We start from the raw sequence: 19,806 nt of genomic DNA on the forward strand, positions 1-19,806 counted from the left end.
CTGAGGAGGGGTTCCGGATGGGAGAATATCTATTAGGGCTCGATGCTGGCAACACGATCATCAAGGCGGTGATCTTTGACAGGCAAGGCCGTGAAATCGCTTCAGCTGCACAGGAAGGGCACAGTGCGATGCCCTTTCCCGGGCATGTGGAGCGGGGTCTCGGGGAACTTTGGGAGAATGCCAAGCTTGTCATCAGAACCTGCATCGAACAGGCCGGGATCGAGCCTGAAGATATCGCAGCAATCGGCTGTGCGGGACATGGCAATGGGCTTTATACGCTGGATCATTCCGGTGAACCATTGTTTGCAATCCAGTCGCTGGACACACGTGCAGCACCACTTGTCGAGTCATTATTGGCTGAAGGCGTCGGAGATCGCACCTATCCGATAGGTTTGCAACGTCCCTGGCCATCCCAAACCCCAACCCTGCTGGCGTGGATCAAGCGTAATCGCCCGGAAACCTTTCGCAAGATCGGGACAGTGTTTCTGTGCAAGGATTTCGTGGTCAATCGCTTAACGGGTGCGCGGGTCAGTGAAGTGTCCGACATGACCGGCTGCGGATTGTTGAATGTTGCCGAACGCCGCTATGACCAAGACCTTCTGGACGCGTTCGGTTTGGGCGACTGCATGGACATGCTGCCGCCTTTGATCGAAAGTGCGGACATTGCGGGAACGGTCACGGCGAAGGCGGCTGCTGAAACCGGATTGGCCGCTGGAACGCCAGTCATTGGCGGATTCTTTGACGTGATCGCTTCCGCCATCGGGTCCGGGGTCACGCGCACGGGTGCCGCTTCCATCATTGCTGGAACATGGAGTATTAACCAGGTGATCATTGATCGTCCGCGCCTGGAAGGCCCGGTGTTCATGTCATCGACCTTTGATCGCGATCGCTATATGGCGATTGAATCGAGTGCTACTTCAGCAGCCAATCTTGAATGGCTGGTGCGTGAATTCTTCCATGGCGAGCAGCCGGATGGTCAATCACCATTCGATGTCTGCTGCGAATTGGCATCATCAATTGAGCCAGCGGCAAATGATCCAATCTACCATCCCTTTCTTTATGGCGCGCAACAGGACGGTAATGCGCGGGCGGGTTTCTACGGTGTTGCAGGCTGGCATACAAAAGGCCATATGGTTCGAGCATTGCTGGAAGGCGTAGCTTTCGGCCATCGCCAGCACATCGAAATGATGCGCGCCGCCGGAGCGAGCTTCAACGAGGCCGTGCTTTCCGGAGGCGGTTCGCGCAGCTTGATCTGGCCGCAAATATTCGCCGATGTGCTGGGTTTGCCTGTATCCATTGCCCGCTCAAGCCAGACGGGTGCGCTGGGGGCTGCCATCGCGGCAGGAACGGGAATTGGCATATTCGCAGATTTTTCTGCTGGTGCTGAAGCAATGGTCACCAGTGAGCGGCACTACAAGCCCGATGCAAAACGAGCAAAGCATTATGAACGTCGCTACCAATTATACCTCGAGATTGCCGCAGCTATGGCTCCAATCTGGCGGCAAATGGCGGAAAGCGATGCAGTCGCGACCGAGGTGGCAGCGTGAATATGCATCGCACCGAGCAAGCCTTCGATGAGGGCGTCTACGACTTTATCATCGTCGGGGCTGGTTCGGCGGGGTGCGTTCTTGCCAACAGGCTTTCTGCCAATCCAAAGCATCGCGTTCTCTTGCTTGAGGCTGGCGGAAACGACCGATACCACTGGATACACGTGCCAATCGGCTATCTCTTTTGCATGGGGAATCCCAGAACCGACTGGATGATGAAGACCGCTGCTGAACCAGGTTTGAATGGCCGCACTCTTCCCTATCCGCGCGGTAAGGTGCTGGGTGGCTGCTCGTCGATCAACGGCATGATCTATATGCGCGGACAGGCAGCCGATTACGATGGCTGGCGTCAGGCAGGCAATACTGGCTGGGGCTGGGATGACGTGCTGCCCTATTTTCTCAAGTCTGAAGACAATTATCGTGGAAAGTCCGCCTTGCATGGAGCTGGCGGTGAATGGCGGGTGGAACGTCAAAGATTATCCTGGCCCATTCTCGATGCATTTCGGGATGCGGCGGAAGAGCTTGGCATTCCCAAAACGGAAGATTTTAATACCGGCGATAATGAAGGCTCGGGCTATTTCGAAGTTAATCAGCGTGGCGGCTTACGCTGGAATACCACCAAGGCGTTTCTTCGCCCTGCCATGAAGCGACGCAACTTGCGGGTCGTGACCGGGGCAGAAGTGGAGCGGGTGGAATTCGAAGGCAAGCGGGCCGTGCGGATCGGTTATCGTTTGCAGGGCCGAGCCTGCATTGCACGCGCTTCGGGCGAAATCATTCTGTCGGCAGGCGCAATCAACTCTCCGAAAATCCTGGAACTGTCCGGCATCGGAAACCCTGCCATTTTGAAAGATGCAGGCGCTGCGCCCTTGCACGATCTGCCTGGGGTGGGTGAAAATCTGCAGGACCATCTTCAAATCAGGACAGTGTTCCGCATCGAAGGTGCGCGAACATTGAACCAACTTTATCACAATCTCTTCTCGCGGGCTGCCATGGGGTTCGAATATGCGCTACGCCGCTCAGGACCTTTGTCCATGGCCCCGAGTCAGCTCGGCATTTTCGCAAAAAGCGATCCCGGACTCCAAACGCCTGATCTTGAATACCACGTGCAACCGCTCAGCACAGATCGGCTGGGCGAGCCTCTGCATCGCTATCCCGCTGTTACCGTCTCGGTTTGCAATTTGCGGCCAGAAAGCAGAAGTACAGTCCATATAAGCAAGGCTGATTCCAGCCTTCCACCCAATATCAAGCCGAACTACCTGTCGACGGTGGGCGACAGGCTGCTTGCAGCCCGGTCAATTCGTCATGCCCGAAATCTGATGGCGACCAAGGCTGCAATGAAATACCAACCACAGGAAATGCTGCCTGGAACGCAATATCAAAGCGATGACGAGTTAATTCATCGCGCAGGTGATATTGCAACGACGATTTTTCATCCGGTTGGTACGTGCCGGATGGGCCGTGACAATTTGGCGGTCGTCAATACGGACTTGCAGGTGCATGGGCTGGAAAGGTTGCGGATTGTGGATGCATCGGTGATGCCATCCATCGTCTCTGGCAATACAAACTCGCCGGTTATCATGATCGCAGAAAAAGCTGCCGACCTAATTCTGACAGCAGCCCGCTAGGGCAAATTTTGCTCTAATCAAGCAGGCTTCTGGCTGGAATACTGACCCTGCACACGGAAGCGCCAAAGATATGACGGCAAAATCGTCTCAATGGTTTGCGGACGAATGCCGAGGCCTTCAAGCGTGCGCCCTTCTGCCTTTGCTTGTTCGGAAACGACATTGTCATTTCTAAGCTGGATCACCTGATCGGAAGTAATCATCGGCTTTGGCAATAGCCCAAGGATCGAGCCTTGTATGGATGCTACCCAGAATGGAATGGGGAGGAATGCCCGCTTGCGGCCAATAACACGGAGCATTTCTTCCATGCACTGGCGGAACGTCAGAACTTCTCCGCCGCCTAATTCGTAAATTCTGCCCTGCTGCAAGGCACCGTCGACAGAACGCGCGATCACCTCGGCCACATCGCCGACATAAACCGGTTGAAACTTTGTATGACCACCGCCGACCAATGGCAGGAACGGGGATATGCGCGCCATGCCGGCAAACTTGTTGAAGAATCCATCCTCTGGTCCAAAAATAACGGACGGGCGGATAATATACGCCTCCGGCAGAATTTTCAGAACGGCTTCTTCAGCGCGCCCTTTCGTACTGGCATATGCGGATTGCGATTGCGAATGAGCACCCAGCGCCGACATATGGGTAAGGGGAACGCCTGCTGCACGGGCTGCTTCAGCAACAGCACGCGCGCCAAAATCATGTACCGTGCTGAAACGCTGGCTGCCTCCCTCATAAAGGATGCCAACCAGATTGATGACATGGTCAGAACCGGCGACTGCGCGATCCACCGACCAACGGTAGCGCAGATTGGCTTGAACTGCCTGAATTTGACCAACGCCACCCAATGGCTGCAGATGAAATGCAAGATCAGGGCGTCGAACCGCGACCCGAACCCGGTAGCCGCGTTTGGCGAGCGCGCGAACCACGTGACGACCGACAAAGCCAGAGCCTCCAAAAACAGTAACCAGTTTTGGTTTGGTGATTGTCATTGAACTCTCCTGAGCAGTCAAAACGTACAACAGCTATTTCTATGCTGTTTAATGCGTTTTGATGTCGACGCAAAGGCCTGTTGTCTCACGAATCTCGCGGCGCGTTGCCGCGCTTTGAACCATATAGATCGTCAGGCCGACATGCGCAGCATGATTTCGGCGTTTAAAAGAATGCGCTCATTTGCCGGTAATACTGTTTTGGTGTCACGCGTTTCGCCGAGCTTCTGAAACATCAATTCGACCGCCAGCCGACCGATTTCCTTATGGTTTTGCGCAACAGTGGTGAGCGGCGGGCACATATAACGAGCAAAGGGCTGGTCATCGTGCCCTGCCAAGCGAAGGTCATCATTCTGACGCCGGCCAATCTTCAGTCCCGCTTGATAGGCCGCGGCCGAAAGACCTGCCGCTATGCGGTCATTGCCGCATAGCACGGTCTTGGTCGGAAAAGATCCATTTCGCAAGATTCGAATAGCGGCATCAAAGGCGAATTTTTCAAGGTTCCATGTGTTTTCTGGATCCACGGGCACAAAAAGCGGCTCCAAGCCCAGATCATCCATTGCCGCGACATAGGCGCTCCTGCGACCCTGCACATTATTGTTAAGCGGCGGCATGCCAAAATAACATGGAGCGTCGCCTGATCTGGTTAGATAATCCACGATGAGCTTGACGCTCTGCCTGTTATCGGTTCCCACGAAGGGGGACGTATCATCAAGCGAGGAGTCAATATACACAATGGGTACTGACTCAGCGGCTTTTGCCAGTTTTTCCTGATGTGATGACGAGCCGAGCGCGCCTATGATAACGCCAGCTACATTCATGGATTGGAATGTTTCAAGCGCGCGCTGCTCAAGCTCCGGTCGTCCTTCGGAGCTTTGCATGAAAACCATATAGCCTGCCAAACCCGCCAAATCCTGTATGCGACGTGTCAGTGACATATAGAATGGATCGTTGGAATTAGGCACGATCACGCCAAGAATATGCGTTCTTCGATTGCTGGCAAAAAGGTTGGGCTTGTAACCGGAGCGAAGGATCGCGGCTTCGACAATTTTGCGCGTGCTTTTGCGGACAGACGATGGATCGTTAAAGTATTTCGACACTGTCGGGCGCGAAAGACCAGCAAATTCGGAAAAGTCTTCCATAGTTTTGATGTCTTTGGGCATCGGTTAAATTCCTTTTTGGACCACAGGCAATCCGAAAAAAAGAATTGCAGGCTGAGTCCTGATAAATGAATGAGGTCAAAACTGTGCAACTTTCAGTTGCACAAATATTCGTAAAAGTAGCAATTAAGCGTATAGTGAGATGATATTCATTTGCTAAAGATCTAATGTTAATTCATTGATTGCAAAAAACCATATAAATACTTTTCCAGCCGATTAATGCACGTATCTGAACCAATAGGTTTTAATAATCTATGCTGGAATAAATTTCTAGCTGCCAGATTCGATATTGTTGAAATAGTATTCAAATCCAGACTGCTAAGGAGTGAATATGACATTTGCGCCCATACCATCGCAGCACTACGCAAATGTCGATTTCGTAGAGACATGGCATGGAGATTGACTGATGGAAGGCGCAATACCAAATCCGGAAGTATTCACACACGTACGGGTCATCATAGGCATTATTCTCGGACTCAGCGTATCGCGTCTGCTTACCGGTGTTGCCCGGATCATCCAGCATCCGCAGCACAGAAATATCTATGTCGTTCATTTGGGCTGGGTGCTTTTTACCCTGCTTACGGTGGTCCATTTCTGGTGGTTTGAGTTCTATCTTCACCAGCTGGTGCTATGGAAATTCGAGGCCTATCTCTTCGTCATCTTTTTCGCCAGCTTGCACTTTCTGGCATGCGCCATGCTGTTTCCGGACAGTATGGAGGGCTATGACGGCTATGAAGATTACTTCATGTCCCGCAGAGCCTGGTTTTTCGGCATTATGATATCGATATTTGTTTTCGATTTTATCGATACCGCAATGAAGGGGTACGCCCACTTCCTCTCTCTCGGGCCTGAATATCCCTTGCGTAATCTGGCGCTGATAGGGCTGCTCAGTGCCGGGATTTACTTTAGCAACCGAAGAGCCCGACTTGCAATTCTGGTCGCAGCTCTAATCATTCAAATGGCTTTCATCCTCGTTCAGTTCGATACGATCTAGTTTAGGAACAAGCCCTTGCAACAAAAAACCCGCCGGCGAACCGGCGGGTTTTTTAACTCAAGTCCGAAAGTGGACTTAGTTCTTTTCGCGGTTCTTCAGGGCTGCGCCGAGAATGTCGCCGAGCGAAGCGCCGGAGTCTGTCGAACCATACTGGGCAACAGCTTCCTTCTCTTCAGCGATTTCAAGCGCCTTGATGGAAACCTGCAGCTTGCGGGTCTTCTTGTCGAAAGCGATGACGCGCGCGTCTGCCTTCTGACCAACAGTGAAGCGCTCTGGACGCTGTTCGTCGCGGTCACGGGACAGATCAGCACGGCGGATGAAGGTGTCGAGGTCGTGATCGACCAGACGCACTTCAAGGCCACCATCGGTGATCGCCGTAACTTCTACGGTTACAACGGCGTTCTTGCGCAATTCACCCGAAGTCGCTGCTTCGCCGACCTTGTCGCCGGTAAGCTGCTTGATGCCAAGCGAGATGCGCTCTTTCTCGACGTCAACGTCGAGAACTTGCGCCTTGACCATGTCACCCTTGTTGTACTCTTCGATGACCTGTTCGCCTGGACGATTCCAGTCGAGATCGGAGAGGTGAACCATGCCGTCTACATCGCCATCGAGGCCAATGAACAGGCCAAACTCGGTCTTGTTCTTGACTTCGCCTTCGACGATCGTACCGACAGGGAACTTTTCAGCAAAAGTGGTCCAAGGATTGTCGAGTGTCTGCTTGAGACCGAGGGAGATGCGGCGCTTGACCGGATCCACTTCGAGAACAACGACTTCGACTTCCTGTGTTGTCGAGAGCAGCTTGCCCGGATGCACGTTCTTCTTTGTCCAGGACATTTCAGAAACGTGGATAAGGCCTTCGATGCCTGGCTCGATCTCAACGAATGCACCGTAATCAGTGATGTTGGTAACCGTACCGGTGATCTTTTTGCCGATTGGGTACTTCGCACCGATACCATCCCAAGGATCGCTTTCGAGCTGCTTCATGCCGAGCGAAATACGATGTGTTTCCTGATTGATACGAATGATTTGAACCTTGACCGTCTGGCCAATGCTCAGGATCTCCGAAGGATGGTTCACACGGCGCCATGCCATGTCTGTTACGTGCAGAAGACCGTCAATACCGCCGAGGTCAACGAACGCACCGTAATCGGTGATGTTCTTGACAACGCCTTCAACGACCTGACCTTCTTCGAGGTTCTGGACGATTTCAGAACGCTGTTCCGCACGGCTCTCTTCGAGAACTGTACGACGCGATACAACGATGTTGCCGCGACGCTTGTCCATCTTGAGGATTTCGAAGGGCTGCGGATTGTGCATAAGCGGGGTAACATCGCGGATCGGACGGATGTCAACCTGTGAGCGCGGCAGGAAGGCTACGGCGCCATCGAGATCGACAGTGAAACCACCCTTGACCTGATTGAAGATCACGCCATCGACACGTTCGCCGCGGTTGAACTTCTCTTCCAGGCGAACCCAGCTCTCTTCGCGGCGTGCTTTTTCGCGCGACAGAACAGCTTCACCCAGCGCATTTTCGATGCGCTCAACATAAACTTCAACGATATCGCCTGGCTTGAGCGAACCGTCCTTGGCTTTCGCGCCGAATTCCTTCAGCGGAACGCGGCCTTCAACCTTGAGACCGGCGTCAATGATCGCCATATCTTTTTCGATGGCAACAACACGGCCCTTTACAACATAACCTTCTGCAAGGTCGTTGGTGGCAAAGGACTCGGCGAGAAGAGCTTCGAAATCTTCGCGCGATGGATTGGCTTGAGACATATATACTCCTGAAGTGTCCGGCTTTCCGCTTTTAGGAAAGGTTTTTGGACACAGGCACCGGTGGTTCGAGTTACGGATCATTCACATGCCAACCCGCCCTATGAGGGCAATCCGGTGCGAGGGCTGACTGCAAATGTATTACTTGGTATTACGGGCTTCCCGCGCCAAGGCCTGATCGATCAGAGTTTTGGCATTAAGAAACGCGGTCTCTATATCCATTTCTGTCGTATCAAGCAAGTGCGCGTCCGCTGCCGGCTTCAACGGAGAGTCTGTGCGCCCCATGTCACGCGCGTCGCGGCGGGTAAGGTCGTCGAGAACATCCTGATAATTTACGTCCTTGCCGCTGGCTTTGATTTCATCATGCCGCCGCTTGGCCCGCGCTTCTGGCGAGGCAGTAATGTAAAGCTTCACGGGAGCATCAGGGCAGACAACGGTACCGATATCGCGCCCATCCAGCACTGCACCCGGCGATAGCAAGGCAAATCCCTGCTGTGCCGAGACTAGTGCCCGGCGTACGGCCGGCATGATGGCGACTTTTGATGCTGCTTCACCAACATCGTGTGCGGACAGAACGGTACGATCCAATGTCGACAGATCGATTGAACGTGCGGCTTTCTCGGCCAAAAACTCATCGTCGAGCGGCATGCCCTGATCCAGCAAGGTTTTGGCCACCGCGCGGTAGGTAAGACCCGTGTCGAGATGATGATATCCGTAAAATTGGGCTAGACGCCGTGCAAGCGTGCCCTTGCCTGAGGCCGCTGGACCATCAATGGCGATGGTGAAATGTTTCGGCGGCGATAATTCGAGTTCATCCTTGTCGAAGAACCACTGCCAGAGCGCAAAAAGCAGATAGGCTGCGGCCAGAACTAGCGTGATGAGCGGTGTAATGCCGATGGTTACAAAGGCAAAGCCGCCAAGCGTCGTCATCATCGATTCGAGCCACTCGGGCAGATAGGTAGCCAGATTTTGCAGGAATGTATCAATTGCGAGGATGAGAAACAGCTGGAAAACAAATAGCCAGAATAGCAGCGCGAACAGCCCGAAGCGAACTTTGAGTCCGATGCGCTCTATAGCGTAGGGGATAGCCGTAATCGCAATTGATGCCAGCAGGAAATACATCAGTTGGTTGTCCTGTTGCCTGTAAAGAACCCTATACCGTAACCGGCTATCGACCCAAGTGCTGGTGGCAGCAGGAGAAACTGGTAAGGCATCCACTCGCTCGCAACCGCAGCTTCGGAGATGTTCCACGCATAGAGGAAGATCAGCAGTAAAGGAAGAACGATACGAAAAATCGTACAGCTTATACCCGGCCACCGCCGGTCGGACCTGCTGGCGAGCGTGCCGGCATGGGCACTCTTTGCGGCCCACACGATGAATGGGATACTGGACATTCCGTAAAGCCCATAAACTGTAATAGCCGAAAAAAATGAATTCATTGGGTCGTCATGCTGGCGCAGCAAGTTCAGTGATCTGTGCCCCCATGCCAGCCATCATCGCCATGAATTCAGGGAAACTTGTCGCAATCATGGTCGAATCATCGACGGTAACCGGTTTTTCTGAAACCAATCCCATGATGAGGAAGCTCATTGCGATACGATGATCAAGGTGGGTTTCCACTATACCGCCGCCGATCGTCTTGCCGTTCGGGCGTCCGCGCACACTCAGTGTTTCGGTGCCTTCCGTGCAATCGACGCCATTGACCTTCAAGCCATTGGCCACGGCAGAAAGCCGGTCAGACTCCTTCACCCGCAATTCTTCCAGCCCGTTCATCACCGTCTCACCGCTGGCAAAACTCGCCGCAACAGCCAGAACGGGATATTCGTCGATCATCGACGGCGCACGGTCTGCCGGTACCTCCACGCCCTTCAGTTCAGAATATCTCACACGCAGATCGGCAACATCCTCGCCCCCTGCAAGTCTGGCATTCATGATTTCAATATTCGCACCCATTTCCTGCAAGGTCAGAATCAGCCCGGTGCGGGTCGGGTTCATCAGGACGTTGCGGATGGTGACATCCGAGCCGGGAACCAGCAGAGCGGCGACCAGTGGAAAAGCTGTCGAGGAAGGGTCACCCGGTACATCGATTGTCTGGCCGGTCAATGTGCCCTGGCCTTCAATGCGAATATGGCGCACATTATTCTTGTCAGTTTCCACGGAGAGATTCGCGCCAAAGCCTTGCAGCATCTTTTCCGTATGGTCGCGGGTCATCACCGGTTCAATCACTGTGGTTATGCCGGGTGTGTTCAAACCAGCGAGCAAAACAGCTGATTTCACCTGCGCCGAAGCCATTGGGACCCGGTAAGTGATAGGAGCGGCTACTTTGGGGCCGCGTAAGGTGAGCGGCATCCGGTCGCCATCGGCAGCGGAAACCTGAACGCCCATTTCGCGCAGTGGATTGAGGACGCGGCCCATCGGCCGCTTTGATAGGGATGCATCGCCGATGAAGGTGGTTTCCATGGCATAGGTCCCGACAAGCCCCATGGTAAGACGTGCGCCGGTGCCGGCATTGCCGAAGTCGAGAGGCGCTTCAGGCTGCAACAGACAGCCATTGCCCGTTCCCTTGATAATCCAAACGTCGCCTTCTTTGGCAATTGTTGCACCCATGGCCTGCATGGCGCGTCCTGTATTGATAACGTCCTCACCTTCAAGCAGGCCGGTAATGCGGGTTTCGCCAGAGGCCAGACCGCCAAACATGAAAGAGCGATGCGAGATCGATTTGTCGCCGGGAATACGGATATCGCCTGTAAGGGCGTTTGAGCGGCGGGATATTGCAGGTTTTGGCAGCGAATCGTGGGACATGATTAAGGGTCAATCGCGAAAAATAGGGTGGGCGGGGCAAACTCGGTAGGCTCTAACACAGCTTGGTTCCTTGGTCATCTTGCAAATTCAATCCTCACGCAGTGCTTTTTTCGCTTTGACAAATGCGGCGAATTGCGTTTATGGGACCACGAATTTTTTTATGAGGTGCGGTCGGAAAAGCTGCGTCTTCAGGAAACAAGCGTATAACCCCAAAAATCGATTCGATTTTGGATAAGGATTATGCGCCAATACAAAGTGTTATTGCGTGCACGTGGGTCCCTGGGAGCACATGGCGCAATGATTGTCAGCCGAATGCAGGCAAGCGCAGCAAGACGAGGCAGAACGTGGCTAATCCAAAACTTGGCACCAAGCGTGTTGACCCGGAAACCGGGCAGAAATTTTATGACCTGAACCGCGACCCTATTGTTTCGCCGTTCACAGGCAAGACCTATCCGCTCAGCTATTTTGAGACGACGGTCTCTGCCCGGGAGGAAGAGGAAGAAGTAGAAACTGAAGAGCTGGATGTAGCACTGGAGAAGCCGGAATTCGTGGCTCTCGAAGAAGCTGATGGCGACACAGACAGTGATGTTCCGGATTTGGGCGACGATGTTGAAGTCGATGATTCGGACGATGACGATACATTCCTCGCGACCGACGAAGAAGACGAAGATGACGACGTCACTGACATTCTTGGCGGCGGCATAGGCGACGACGACGAGAATTGATTCTAAAAATAAGTTCCGTTCGCCGAGAAATAAGCGGCGAACGGGGCTTGATCTTCGCGTGAGCGGAAGCTAATAACCCGCCATCTTCGGATGGCATAACAAGGTTACCAGTCCTTGTTGAATATAAGCCGGTTTACCGGCACGGCCCAATGGGTCGATTGGAATGGGGCCATAGCTCAGCTGGGAGAGCGCTTGCATGGCATGCAAGAGGTCAGCGGTTCGATCCCGCTTGGCTCCACCAAATTTCTCAATTTACCGCAATAATGAACCGGCAGTCGGTTTCAATCGCGCAGTAACGAGCGGTGCGATAAGCCAAGTCGCAAGTCTGGCTTGGTCAAAATCCATGCGGTCAGCCAAAGCACGATCAAAATCTGCCTCCTCCGCAGCAGAATCAAACCGCGAGACGCTGACGAGGACATTCTCTCCGAGACGCACCGGGAGGCGGGTGAAGCTGTTTTCACTGTGTTCAGAAGCCAGAAGAGCGATCCGTCTATCGCCAGAATCGTTAAGAATAGGTGCGAGGTCAGTCTTGTAAAATTCGATAAAACCTGTCTCCGCGGGGGCTCGGAGCTTGTATGTTGCGATCCGGAATATGCTTGAAGCAGGTGCAGCCTTTTGATTTGCATTGCGGCTCACAGGCAGCTCGAAATCCAAGCCGTCATAAGCAGGATGCAGCAACAGGACATCATCTGAATCCACCATCGTGGCATTGGCCGTATGGCGATGCTCGCCCCAGACCGGTCCGTCGTAGAACGCGGTCAGAGCCTTCTGCCTTGCCCGCATATCATTAAACCCACGAAACCAGACGAACGCATCAGGATCGTCCATATCTGTAAACTGACCAATGATCTTCATGCCGCAATGCTCTTGGCCTTCAAGGAAATGCTCATCGAAAACGCCAATCAGCTCGTCGCGCCGGTTGGGATGAAGTGTATAGCGCCGCAGCTCGATAATGGGGCTGTAGTTCGATGTCTTTGCTGGTTCAGTCATCGCCTTCTCCAAAAACAGGTCAATCATCCTGTTTAATAAAACCGGTTGTCCTGTTTTGTCAATTTGATAGTCTAGAACGGAGAATCACGGAGCCGTCCGAATCCGGTCACAGCGATTGAAATTTGCGCGCAGCGAGAGCTTTTGATGCAGAAAGAGAAGCCGAAAAGAACTAACAATCCGCTGGCCATGCGAGCGCGGATTTTGGACGTGGCTGCCGCTCTTTTTCAACAAAACGGATATAATGGTACCAGCATTCAGGATGTGGTGCAGGCGGCGACAACCACCGGTGGGGCCTTGCACCATCATTTCGCGACAAAGAAAGCGCTCGGCCTGGCGGTGATTGCCGAGCGTGTTGCGGCAGAGGTTCAGGAAACTGCAATCAAGCCAGTCTCGACAGCCGCATCGGTCGGCGAGGGTGTCGCGACTTTTCTCGATAATGTCGCCACGACTTTGGATCGCAATCAGGTGGTGTCCGGCTGTCCGCTTAACAATCTGGCTCTGGAGCTCTCCTTGGCTGATAGTGATTTTCGCCAAGCGGTGAGCACGGTGTTCGATGAATGGCGCGAGGCGATTGTCGTGCGGCTTAAAACCGACAGGCCGGCAATGAGTGCATCTGATGCGCAAGATTTGGCGACGCTGGTCGTTGCCAGCTATTCGGGTGCAATGGCGATGGCAAAGGCGAGCCAGAGTGCGGAGCCGCTGCGTGCCAGCGCCCGGCAATTGGCCCTAGTTCTTGCTTGAGAAAACCACAACCGCGAAGAGTAGAACACCGGCAAACACGATCAATGAGCCTATGCCTACGAGGGGCTCCAAAGCTGCGTTTCCCAGCGCCATGAAATAGAGCGAGGGGATCATCACCACGATCCCGGTCGTGTAGACAGCAAACTGCCACATCACCAGTTTCCCCTCTGCCTTCTTGGGGTTAAGGGCGTAGTAGGTTGCAAAGATGGCGCTGCTTACCCAGCCTAAAAGATTAAGGTGGGCATGCGCGGGGACAGGGCTGTGATCACCAGAAAACCCCATATGAAGCCCCATCATGACTCCAATGATGAAGAAAATCGTCGCCGATTTGAAAAAGAGCTGAGAAATCTTAGGCATAATTGTCCCCCCGGAAGCCCAAGCCAAGAACATACTCTCAAATCAAAAACCATTCCAGCCAGCCAATTGAGCGTATTCTAAGCAATTCGGTCGGGATTCTTCGTAGCCAAAAGCAAAAGTGGCGTTTTTATACTGGATTGAAAGCCGAAAATGGCTCAGAGCTTGGACAAAAGACTTAATTCAGGAAATGCTCATGCCCTCGACTCCGGTAACCGTAGCCCACTCTCCCGAAGCATCAACAGCACGTACCGGGATATTGCTCATGTTGCTTGGCATGTTAATGTTTTCGCTTAATGACGTCATGGGAAAGTGGTTGGTTTCGACTTATTCGGTTGGGCAAGTTGTATTCATTCGCAGCATTGCCGCCTTGGTCGTGCTGGCGCCATTTATATGGTTTAATGGCCCCAAGAAGATCGTGCAGGTCGACCAACCATGGACACAGGTAGCGCGGGTCATTCTTTCGACGGCTGAAGTTTTCGCATTCTACTTCGCAGTCATTTATTTGCCCTTGGCCGATGTCATGACCTACTGGCTCGCTGCGCCAATCTATGTGGCGGCGATCTCTCCCTTCATTTTGAAAGAGCCGGTTGGCTGGAGGCGCTGGAGCGCTATCATTCTTGGCTTTGTCGGGGTGATAATTGCACTTGAACCATCGTCGCAGGCACTTACGCCGCAGGCGGTCATTTCGATATTTGGCAGTATTGCCTTTGCGTTCATGCTGCTGCTGGGCCGCACATTGCGCAGAACGCCGGATACGACTTTGGTGTTCTGGCAGATTATTGGAGCAGGGTTGGCGGGACTCGCCTGGATTTGTTTCGAGTGGACACCGGTGACGATGCGCGATCTATTATTGCTCGGACTACTGGGGATTGTCGCCATGCTTGCCCATGTGCTGGTCAACCGGGCATTGAAACTTGCCGATGCAGCCACGGTAGCGCCGCTGCAATATACGCTCCTCTTCTGGGCCATCCTGTTTGGTTGGATGGTGTTTGGCGACGTACCGCGCATGTCGATGCTCGTAGGCTCTGGATTCATTATCGCATCAGGCCTGTTCATCTTCTTCCGCGAACAGCAATTAAAGCGGCAAGGCCGGATGAAGCGACCAGCAGAAGCAGTTGTGGCCGGTTCAGGCGACGGTGCCTGAACCAATAAGATCAGAGACTTTCATGCCGGCGATGGACCAGTTCCGTGTCGAAGTGGTTGATCGCTTTTTCGAATTTGTCCCGGCAGCCAGGATTGCAGAAGCCGACAACGGCTCCATTATAAAACGTCAGGCTGTCTTCCTTGATGGCATCGCCCGACCAAGGACAGGTCGTGTTTATCGCGTCCGCGATCTTGAGTTCGGTGTGCATTATATTCCTCCAACGTCAACGGTCAGGCAGGTTCAACATCGACTTTTGTAATCACTGAATTGGCAATAAAACATTGCTCATGGGCCGCGTGGTGAAATTCCGCTTCGGCGGCTTTGTCCGGTGACTGTCCGGCATAGGTCACATGCGGACGCAGAACCACGTGGCTGATATAGACTTTCCCCTTTTCGTTCTTTGCCAGTTCGCCTTGCGCCTCATCGCGGTATTCATCAATGACAAATCCGGCTTTTGCCGCACCGGCAAGAAAGAACAGCATGTGGCAACTCGAAATCGAGGCAACGAAGGCTTCCTCAGGATCGACATTCTCGGCCACGGAATAGGGCAGGCGCACAATATGCGGTGAAGACGAGGCTGGGACCTCTGCGCCGCCATCGAATTGCCAGAGATGGGCCCGGCTATATTTGTTGTCGGTGAAAGCAGCGCCTTCATCCCTATTCCATAAAATAGTCGCTCCGAATGTTGCCATGATCTGATTCCCGGTTTTGATCTGCGTTGCGGGAGCTTGTCAAAGCATGCCGGAATTGTCGATAAGGGATCATCGATAATAAGGATGGTAATGGTATGGATCTGGGTATCAAGGGAAGGCGCGCAATTGTTTGCGCAAGTTCGAAGGGGCTTGGCCGGGGTGTTGCTGAGAAGCTGGCAGAAGCAGGTGTCAATCTCACGCTTAATGCCCGCACGGAATCGACCTTGCGCGCCACAGCGGATGAAATCGCAGGAAAGTATGGCGTTGCGGTTCAGATTGTTGCGGAGGATGTAACAACGGAAGCAGGGCGCTTGGCCCTGTTGCGGGCGGAACCCAACGCTGACATTCTGATAAACAATGCGGGTGGCCCGCCTCCCGGTGTCTGGTCTGATTGGGGCGAAGAAGAATGGCTGCAGGCCGTCAATAATAATATGCTGACGCCGATCCTGCTCATGAACGCAATTTTACCCGGCATGATCGAACGCAAATGGGGCCGCGTCGTCAATATTACGTCGGGCTCGGTGAAGTCGCCTATCGCACAGCTTGGCTTGTCCAACGCAGCGCGCAGCGGCCTCACCGGTTTCGTCGCGGGAACTGCAAGGCAGGTCGCCCGACACGGTGTTATCATCAACAATTTGTTGCCCGGATCTCACGATACCGATCGGACCAAAGGCTTTATCGAGCGCACCGCCGCTGCCAAGAAAATTTCCTTGGAGGAAGCTCGCGCAGAAGCATATGCGGGAAATCCGACTGGGCGTTACGGTACTGCAGAAGAGTTCGGCGCTGCCGCCGCCTTTCTGTGCAGCCAGTTCTCCGGCTTCATTGTAGGCCAAAATCTTTTGCTGGATGGCGGGGCGTTCAACTCAACCTTGGGCTAGGGTCTGGACCCTAGAACCTATCGGGGTCACGGCGAGCATCGTGCAAACGAAGTCGTGACCCACTCCATCAACTTTGAGACCAACCTGCGACAGCGCATCTATTGACGGGCGGGGGTCAGATATGAAAAGTCCTGCGCAATCCATTGCATCAGGAAACAGCTATGATCCGCCATATTGTATTCTTCAGCGCCCGTAACAAAGATGATGTTGAAGCAATCATCACCGGGCTGAAACAGCTTGGTGAAATACCGCACTCAACCACCTTCGAAGTGATGAAGAACACAAAGGTAGATCCGGTTTCCGATGAGATCGATGTCGTCGTCTATGGCGAGTTTGAGGACGCCGCCGCGCTCGCAGCCTACAAGGCCCACCCCATATATTCGGCAACGACCGCGCTGGTAAAACCCATGCGCGAGCTGCGCATCTCTGCGGATGTCGTGTCGACGCTTTAGCTTTAAGCTTCGCCTGAAATATTTTCGAGTATCGGACAGTCTGGCCTCTGGTCGCCATGGCAATGGGCGACCAGATGGTTCAGCGTATGCTGCAATTCACGAAGTTCAGTGATCTTACGCTCAACTTCCTGAAGTTTGGATTGCGCCATTGATTTGACATCGGCGCTGGCACGATCCTTATCCTCGTATAATGCCAGCAACTGGCGGCACTCTTCCACAGAAAATCCTAGCCCCCGCGAACGTTGCAAAAAGCGCAGCTTGTGGACATCGGACATTGAGTAGTCGCGATAGCCATTATCGGCCCGGTCTGGTTTTAGCAGGCCGATATCCTCGTAATACCGGATTGTCTTTGCCGGCAGGCCGGAGCGTTCGGAAGCGTTGCCAATATTCATGGAAACCTCACAGTTTGATAGTGCGTAACCGCAACGCATTGGCGATTACGGAAACAGAGGAAAGACTCATCGCTGCGGCAGCGAGCATCGGCGATAATAGGAGGCCGAAAACCGGATAGAGCACGCCGGCCGCTACAGGTACGCCAAGCACATTGTAGATGAAGGCGAAGAACAGGTTTTGCTTGATATTGCGAATGGTGGACGTAGCCAGCGTCCGGGCGCGAACGATACCGTTGAGGTCTCCTTTTACCAAGGTTATTCCGGCGCTTTGCATTGCGACATCTGCTCCGGTTCCCATTGCGATGCCAACATCGGCGGCTGCAAGCGCAGGGGAATCATTGACGCCATCACCCGCCATGGCGACCTTCGATCCCTTGGCATGCAATTCGTCGATTAACTGTTTTTTGGTCTCGGGCAGCATATCGGCGCGAACCTCATCAATGCCTAGCTCTTTGGCGACCGCCAGCGCTGTCACCTTGTTATCGCCCGTCGCCATAATGATGCGAAGTCCTGCATCATGCAGTTTTCGTATGGCCTCGATGGTCGTTGATTTGATGGGATCGGCGACCGCAAGAATACCAGCGGCCTTGCCGTCGACGGCAATAAAGAGCGCGCTTTTGCCTGCTGCTCTCAGGGCATCAGCCTGTTGGGTAAGGGCAGCGATATCGACGCCGATATCCTGCATCATGGCAAGGTTACCAAGCGCAACATTGCTGGTGCCGATTTTGCCCGATATGCCTTTGCCGGTGACAGCATTGAAGTCAGCCGCGTTCTGAACCGTCAGATTTCGTGCTTTTGCACCTTCAATAATGGCTTCGGCCAAAGGATGCTCGGAGCCCTTTTCAAGGCTTGCCGCAAAGCCGAGCAAATCATTTTCGGAAATGCCACCGACGGTTACAATATCCGTCAATTTCGGTTTCCCCTCCGTCAGTGTTCCGGTTTTATCGACAATGAGCGTGTCAACATTGGCAAAGCGTTCAAGCGCTTCTGCGTCTTTGATGAGAACGCCGGCCTGGGCACCGCGCCCTGTGGCAGTCATAATTGACATTGGCGTTGCCAGCCCAAGCGCACAGGGACAGGCTATGATAAGCACCGAAACGGCTGCAACGAGGCCATAGATCATGCCAGGTTCTGGTCCAATGAGAGCCCAGACAGCGAATGCGACGAGAGCAACAACAACCACGGCAGGAACGAAGTAACTGGCGACACGGTCTGCCATGCCCTGAATCGGCGCACGCGAGCGCTGTGCCGACGCGACCATGCCAACGATCTGGGATAGAACAGTATCCGCCCCCACCTTTTCCGCCGTGATCAGCAAAGTGCCATTCCGATTGAGCGTGCCGCCTGTGACAGTGTCCTCGACGTTCTTTTCAACTGGAAGCGGTTCGCCGGTCAGCATGGATTCGTCAATTGACGAACGGCCCTCAACAACAATGCCATCCACCGGCACGCTTTCGCCGGGGCGAACACGAAGACGATCACCCACCATCACGTCATCCAGCGGGACATCTGTTTCCGTGCCATCCTTGGCGAGGCGTCTGGCAGTCTTTGGCGCAAGGTCAAGCAGGGCACGGATCGCCGAGCCGGTTCGCTCGCGCGCCTTTAACTCAAGAATTTGACCAAGGAAAACAAGCGTAACGATAACCGCTGCCGCTTCAAAGTAAACCGGCACCGAACCGCCATGCATGCGGAAGGAATGGGGAAAAATATCCGGCAGAAATGTTGCAATGACACTGAACGCATAGGCCGCACCAACGCCAATGGCGATAAGCGTCCACATGTTCGGGCTGCGATGGACGAAGGACGACCAGGCGCGTTCGAAGAAGGGGATTGCCGCCCAAAGGACGACTGGCGTTGCTAAAGCAAATTCCAGCCAGATCGCAAGTTCCTCTCCAATCCACGAACGCAAGGGCAGTCCGAGCATTGGTCCCATTGTCATGAGCAAAAGCGGCACTGAACAAAGCGCACTGATCCAGAAGCGCTTGGTAAAGTCGACAAGTTCGGGATTGGGTCCCTCATCACCCGTCGGTATTCCCATTGGCTCCAGAGCCATTCCACAAAGCGGGCAAGAGCCGGGAACATCGCTGATGATTTCCGGATGCATAGGGCAGGTATATTGCGTTCCGGCAGGCATTGGCTTCGGCGCAGGGCGGTCACCAAAATAATCTTGCGGGGCCTTTTCAAACTTCGCCATGCAGCTGGCTGAGCAGAAATAATATTTCTCGCCCTCATGCCGCAGAAAATGTTTGGCGCTGGCGCGGTCGACCTTCATACCGCAAACAGGGTCTGTGGCTTCAAGATAGTTTGCCGGCTCTTTTGTGAATTTTGCATGGCAAGATGCGGAGCAGAAATGAAACACCCGTCCGCCATGCGTGGCCGACAGTTTGCCAGCATTCGGGTCCACAATCATTCCGCAAACGGGATCGCGTATAACCGCATCCAATGGAGGCTGAGATCCTCCGCAGCAGGAGTGATTATGATGATGGCTATGATCGTGTTTCATGATGCAGCTTTCGGTTAGAAACCAGATAGTGCATCAAAGATAATCTTT

General features: G+C 53.6%; 20 protein-coding genes and 1 tRNA gene. 9 read left to right on the top strand and 12 right to left on the bottom strand.

Features of this window, described 5'->3' with window-relative positions; genetic code table 11:
• Positions 1-17 precede the first annotated feature (17 nt).
• Positions 18-1,547 carry an FGGY-family carbohydrate kinase gene (locus QFZ34_RS13310; protein WP_307281747.1) on the top strand — a complete coding sequence of 510 codons (1,530 nt, stop codon included), beginning with the start codon at positions 18-20 and terminating at the stop codon, positions 1,545-1,547.
• 2 nt (positions 1,548-1,549) lie between these two features.
• Positions 1,550-3,172: a GMC family oxidoreductase gene (locus QFZ34_RS13315; RefSeq protein ID WP_307286313.1), complete on the top strand. Its 1,623-nt coding sequence runs from the start codon at positions 1,550-1,552 to the stop codon at positions 3,170-3,172.
• A gap of 17 nt (positions 3,173-3,189) precedes the next feature.
• Here QFZ34_RS13315 and QFZ34_RS13320 read toward each other — a convergent pair whose 3' ends face one another.
• Entirely contained in the window at positions 3,190-4,158 is a 969-nt protein-coding gene (locus tag QFZ34_RS13320) for a complex I NDUFA9 subunit family protein (protein ID WP_115054598.1), read from the bottom strand.
• 131 nt (positions 4,159-4,289) lie between these two features.
• Positions 4,290-5,318 carry a LacI family DNA-binding transcriptional regulator gene (locus QFZ34_RS13325; protein ID WP_307281752.1) on the bottom strand — a complete coding sequence of 343 codons (1,029 nt, stop codon included), beginning with the start codon at positions 5,316-5,318 and terminating at the stop codon, positions 4,290-4,292.
• A 403-nt stretch (positions 5,319-5,721) separates the two neighbouring features.
• Between QFZ34_RS13325 and QFZ34_RS13330 the strand changes: the two genes are divergently transcribed.
• Positions 5,722-6,309 (top strand): hypothetical protein, encoded by a 588-nt coding sequence (locus tag QFZ34_RS13330; protein WP_307281755.1) that lies wholly within the window; start codon positions 5,722-5,724, stop codon positions 6,307-6,309.
• 75 nt (positions 6,310-6,384) lie between these two features.
• Here the strand turns inward: QFZ34_RS13330 and rpsA are convergent, their stop codons facing one another.
• The 4 genes from rpsA to aroA all read right to left on the bottom strand — a co-directional run bounded on the left by rpsA (position 6,385) and on the right by aroA (position 10,884).
• On the bottom strand, positions 6,385-8,085 hold the full coding sequence (gene rpsA, locus QFZ34_RS13335; RefSeq protein ID WP_115054601.1) for a 30S ribosomal protein S1: 1,701 nt from the start codon (positions 8,083-8,085) through the stop codon (positions 6,385-6,387).
• Between the two features lie 138 nt (positions 8,086-8,223).
• Entirely contained in the window at positions 8,224-8,862 is a 639-nt protein-coding gene (gene cmk / locus QFZ34_RS13340; protein WP_307286316.1) for a (d)CMP kinase, read from the bottom strand.
• A 341-nt stretch (positions 8,863-9,203) separates the two neighbouring features.
• On the bottom strand, positions 9,204-9,521 hold the full coding sequence (locus tag QFZ34_RS13345) for a hypothetical protein (protein ID WP_307281761.1): 318 nt from the start codon (positions 9,519-9,521) through the stop codon (positions 9,204-9,206).
• Positions 9,522-9,528: 7 nt separating this feature from the next.
• Positions 9,529-10,884 (bottom strand): 3-phosphoshikimate 1-carboxyvinyltransferase, encoded by a 1,356-nt coding sequence (gene aroA, locus QFZ34_RS13350; protein WP_307281764.1) that lies wholly within the window; start codon positions 10,882-10,884, stop codon positions 9,529-9,531.
• 344 nt (positions 10,885-11,228) lie between these two features.
• Here aroA and QFZ34_RS13355 point away from each other — a divergent pair, with 344 nt between their 5' ends.
• Together QFZ34_RS13355 and QFZ34_RS13360 are read left to right on the top strand one after the other, a co-directional pair.
• The gene (locus tag QFZ34_RS13355; protein WP_115054805.1) at positions 11,229-11,609 is read left to right on the top strand and encodes a TIGR02300 family protein; all 381 of its coding nucleotides are present in this window, start codon (positions 11,229-11,231) and stop codon (positions 11,607-11,609) included.
• Between the two features lie 165 nt (positions 11,610-11,774).
• A tRNA-Ala gene (locus tag QFZ34_RS13360) sits at positions 11,775-11,850 on the top strand.
• A gap of 11 nt (positions 11,851-11,861) precedes the next feature.
• Here QFZ34_RS13360 and QFZ34_RS13365 read toward each other — a convergent pair.
• The gene (locus QFZ34_RS13365) at positions 11,862-12,599 is read right to left on the bottom strand and encodes an NIPSNAP family protein (RefSeq protein WP_307281768.1); all 738 of its coding nucleotides are present in this window, start codon (positions 12,597-12,599) and stop codon (positions 11,862-11,864) included.
• Positions 12,600-12,743: 144 nt separating this feature from the next.
• Here QFZ34_RS13365 and QFZ34_RS13370 point away from each other — a divergent pair, with 144 nt between their 5' ends.
• Positions 12,744-13,340: a TetR/AcrR family transcriptional regulator gene (locus tag QFZ34_RS13370; RefSeq protein WP_115054605.1), complete on the top strand. Its 597-nt coding sequence runs from the start codon at positions 12,744-12,746 to the stop codon at positions 13,338-13,340.
• Here the strand turns inward: QFZ34_RS13370 and QFZ34_RS13375 are convergent.
• Complete coding sequence (locus QFZ34_RS13375; RefSeq protein ID WP_307281771.1) at positions 13,326-13,697, bottom strand: hypothetical protein; 372 nt, start codon at positions 13,695-13,697, stop codon at positions 13,326-13,328. The two genes, QFZ34_RS13370 and QFZ34_RS13375, sit on opposite strands and share 15 nt — an antisense overlap.
• 193 nt (positions 13,698-13,890) lie before the next feature.
• Between QFZ34_RS13375 and QFZ34_RS13380 the strand changes: the two genes are divergently transcribed.
• Positions 13,891-14,841, top strand: coding sequence for a DMT family transporter (locus tag QFZ34_RS13380; RefSeq protein ID WP_307281773.1), 951 nt, complete (start codon positions 13,891-13,893; stop codon positions 14,839-14,841).
• Positions 14,842-14,851: 10 nt separating this feature from the next.
• On the opposite strand, the gene QFZ34_RS13385 is transcribed toward QFZ34_RS13380, so the two are convergent.
• A complete protein-coding gene (locus QFZ34_RS13385) occupies positions 14,852-15,049 on the bottom strand; it encodes a glutathione S-transferase (RefSeq protein WP_307281775.1) in 198 nt (65 codons plus the stop codon).
• Positions 15,050-15,071: 22 nt separating this feature from the next.
• Positions 15,072-15,533: an OsmC family protein gene (locus tag QFZ34_RS13390; RefSeq protein WP_307281778.1), complete on the bottom strand. Its 462-nt coding sequence runs from the start codon at positions 15,531-15,533 to the stop codon at positions 15,072-15,074.
• 95 nt (positions 15,534-15,628) lie between these two features.
• Between QFZ34_RS13390 and QFZ34_RS13395 the strand changes: the two genes are divergently transcribed.
• Together QFZ34_RS13395 and QFZ34_RS13400 are read left to right on the top strand one after the other, a co-directional pair.
• Positions 15,629-16,411 carry an SDR family oxidoreductase gene (locus tag QFZ34_RS13395; protein ID WP_307281781.1) on the top strand — a complete coding sequence of 261 codons (783 nt, stop codon included), beginning with the start codon at positions 15,629-15,631 and terminating at the stop codon, positions 16,409-16,411.
• Between the two features lie 161 nt (positions 16,412-16,572).
• Positions 16,573-16,863, top strand: a complete 291-nt coding sequence (locus QFZ34_RS13400) for a Dabb family protein (protein WP_307281784.1) — start codon at positions 16,573-16,575, stop codon at positions 16,861-16,863.
• Positions 16,864-16,865: 2 nt separating this feature from the next.
• Here QFZ34_RS13400 and cueR read toward each other — a convergent pair whose 3' ends face one another.
• Both cueR and QFZ34_RS13410 read right to left on the bottom strand, forming a co-directional pair.
• Positions 16,866-17,255 (bottom strand): Cu(I)-responsive transcriptional regulator, encoded by a 390-nt coding sequence (gene cueR / locus QFZ34_RS13405; RefSeq protein ID WP_115054611.1) that lies wholly within the window; start codon positions 17,253-17,255, stop codon positions 16,866-16,868.
• A gap of 7 nt (positions 17,256-17,262) precedes the next feature.
• A complete protein-coding gene (locus QFZ34_RS13410; protein WP_307281789.1) occupies positions 17,263-19,758 on the bottom strand; it encodes a heavy metal translocating P-type ATPase in 2,496 nt (831 codons plus the stop codon).
• Between the last annotated feature and the right edge of the window lie 48 nt (positions 19,759-19,806).

Source organism: Phyllobacterium ifriqiyense (assembly GCF_030817885.1).
GTDB classification, from domain to species: domain Bacteria; phylum Pseudomonadota; class Alphaproteobacteria; order Rhizobiales; family Rhizobiaceae; genus Phyllobacterium; species Phyllobacterium ifriqiyense.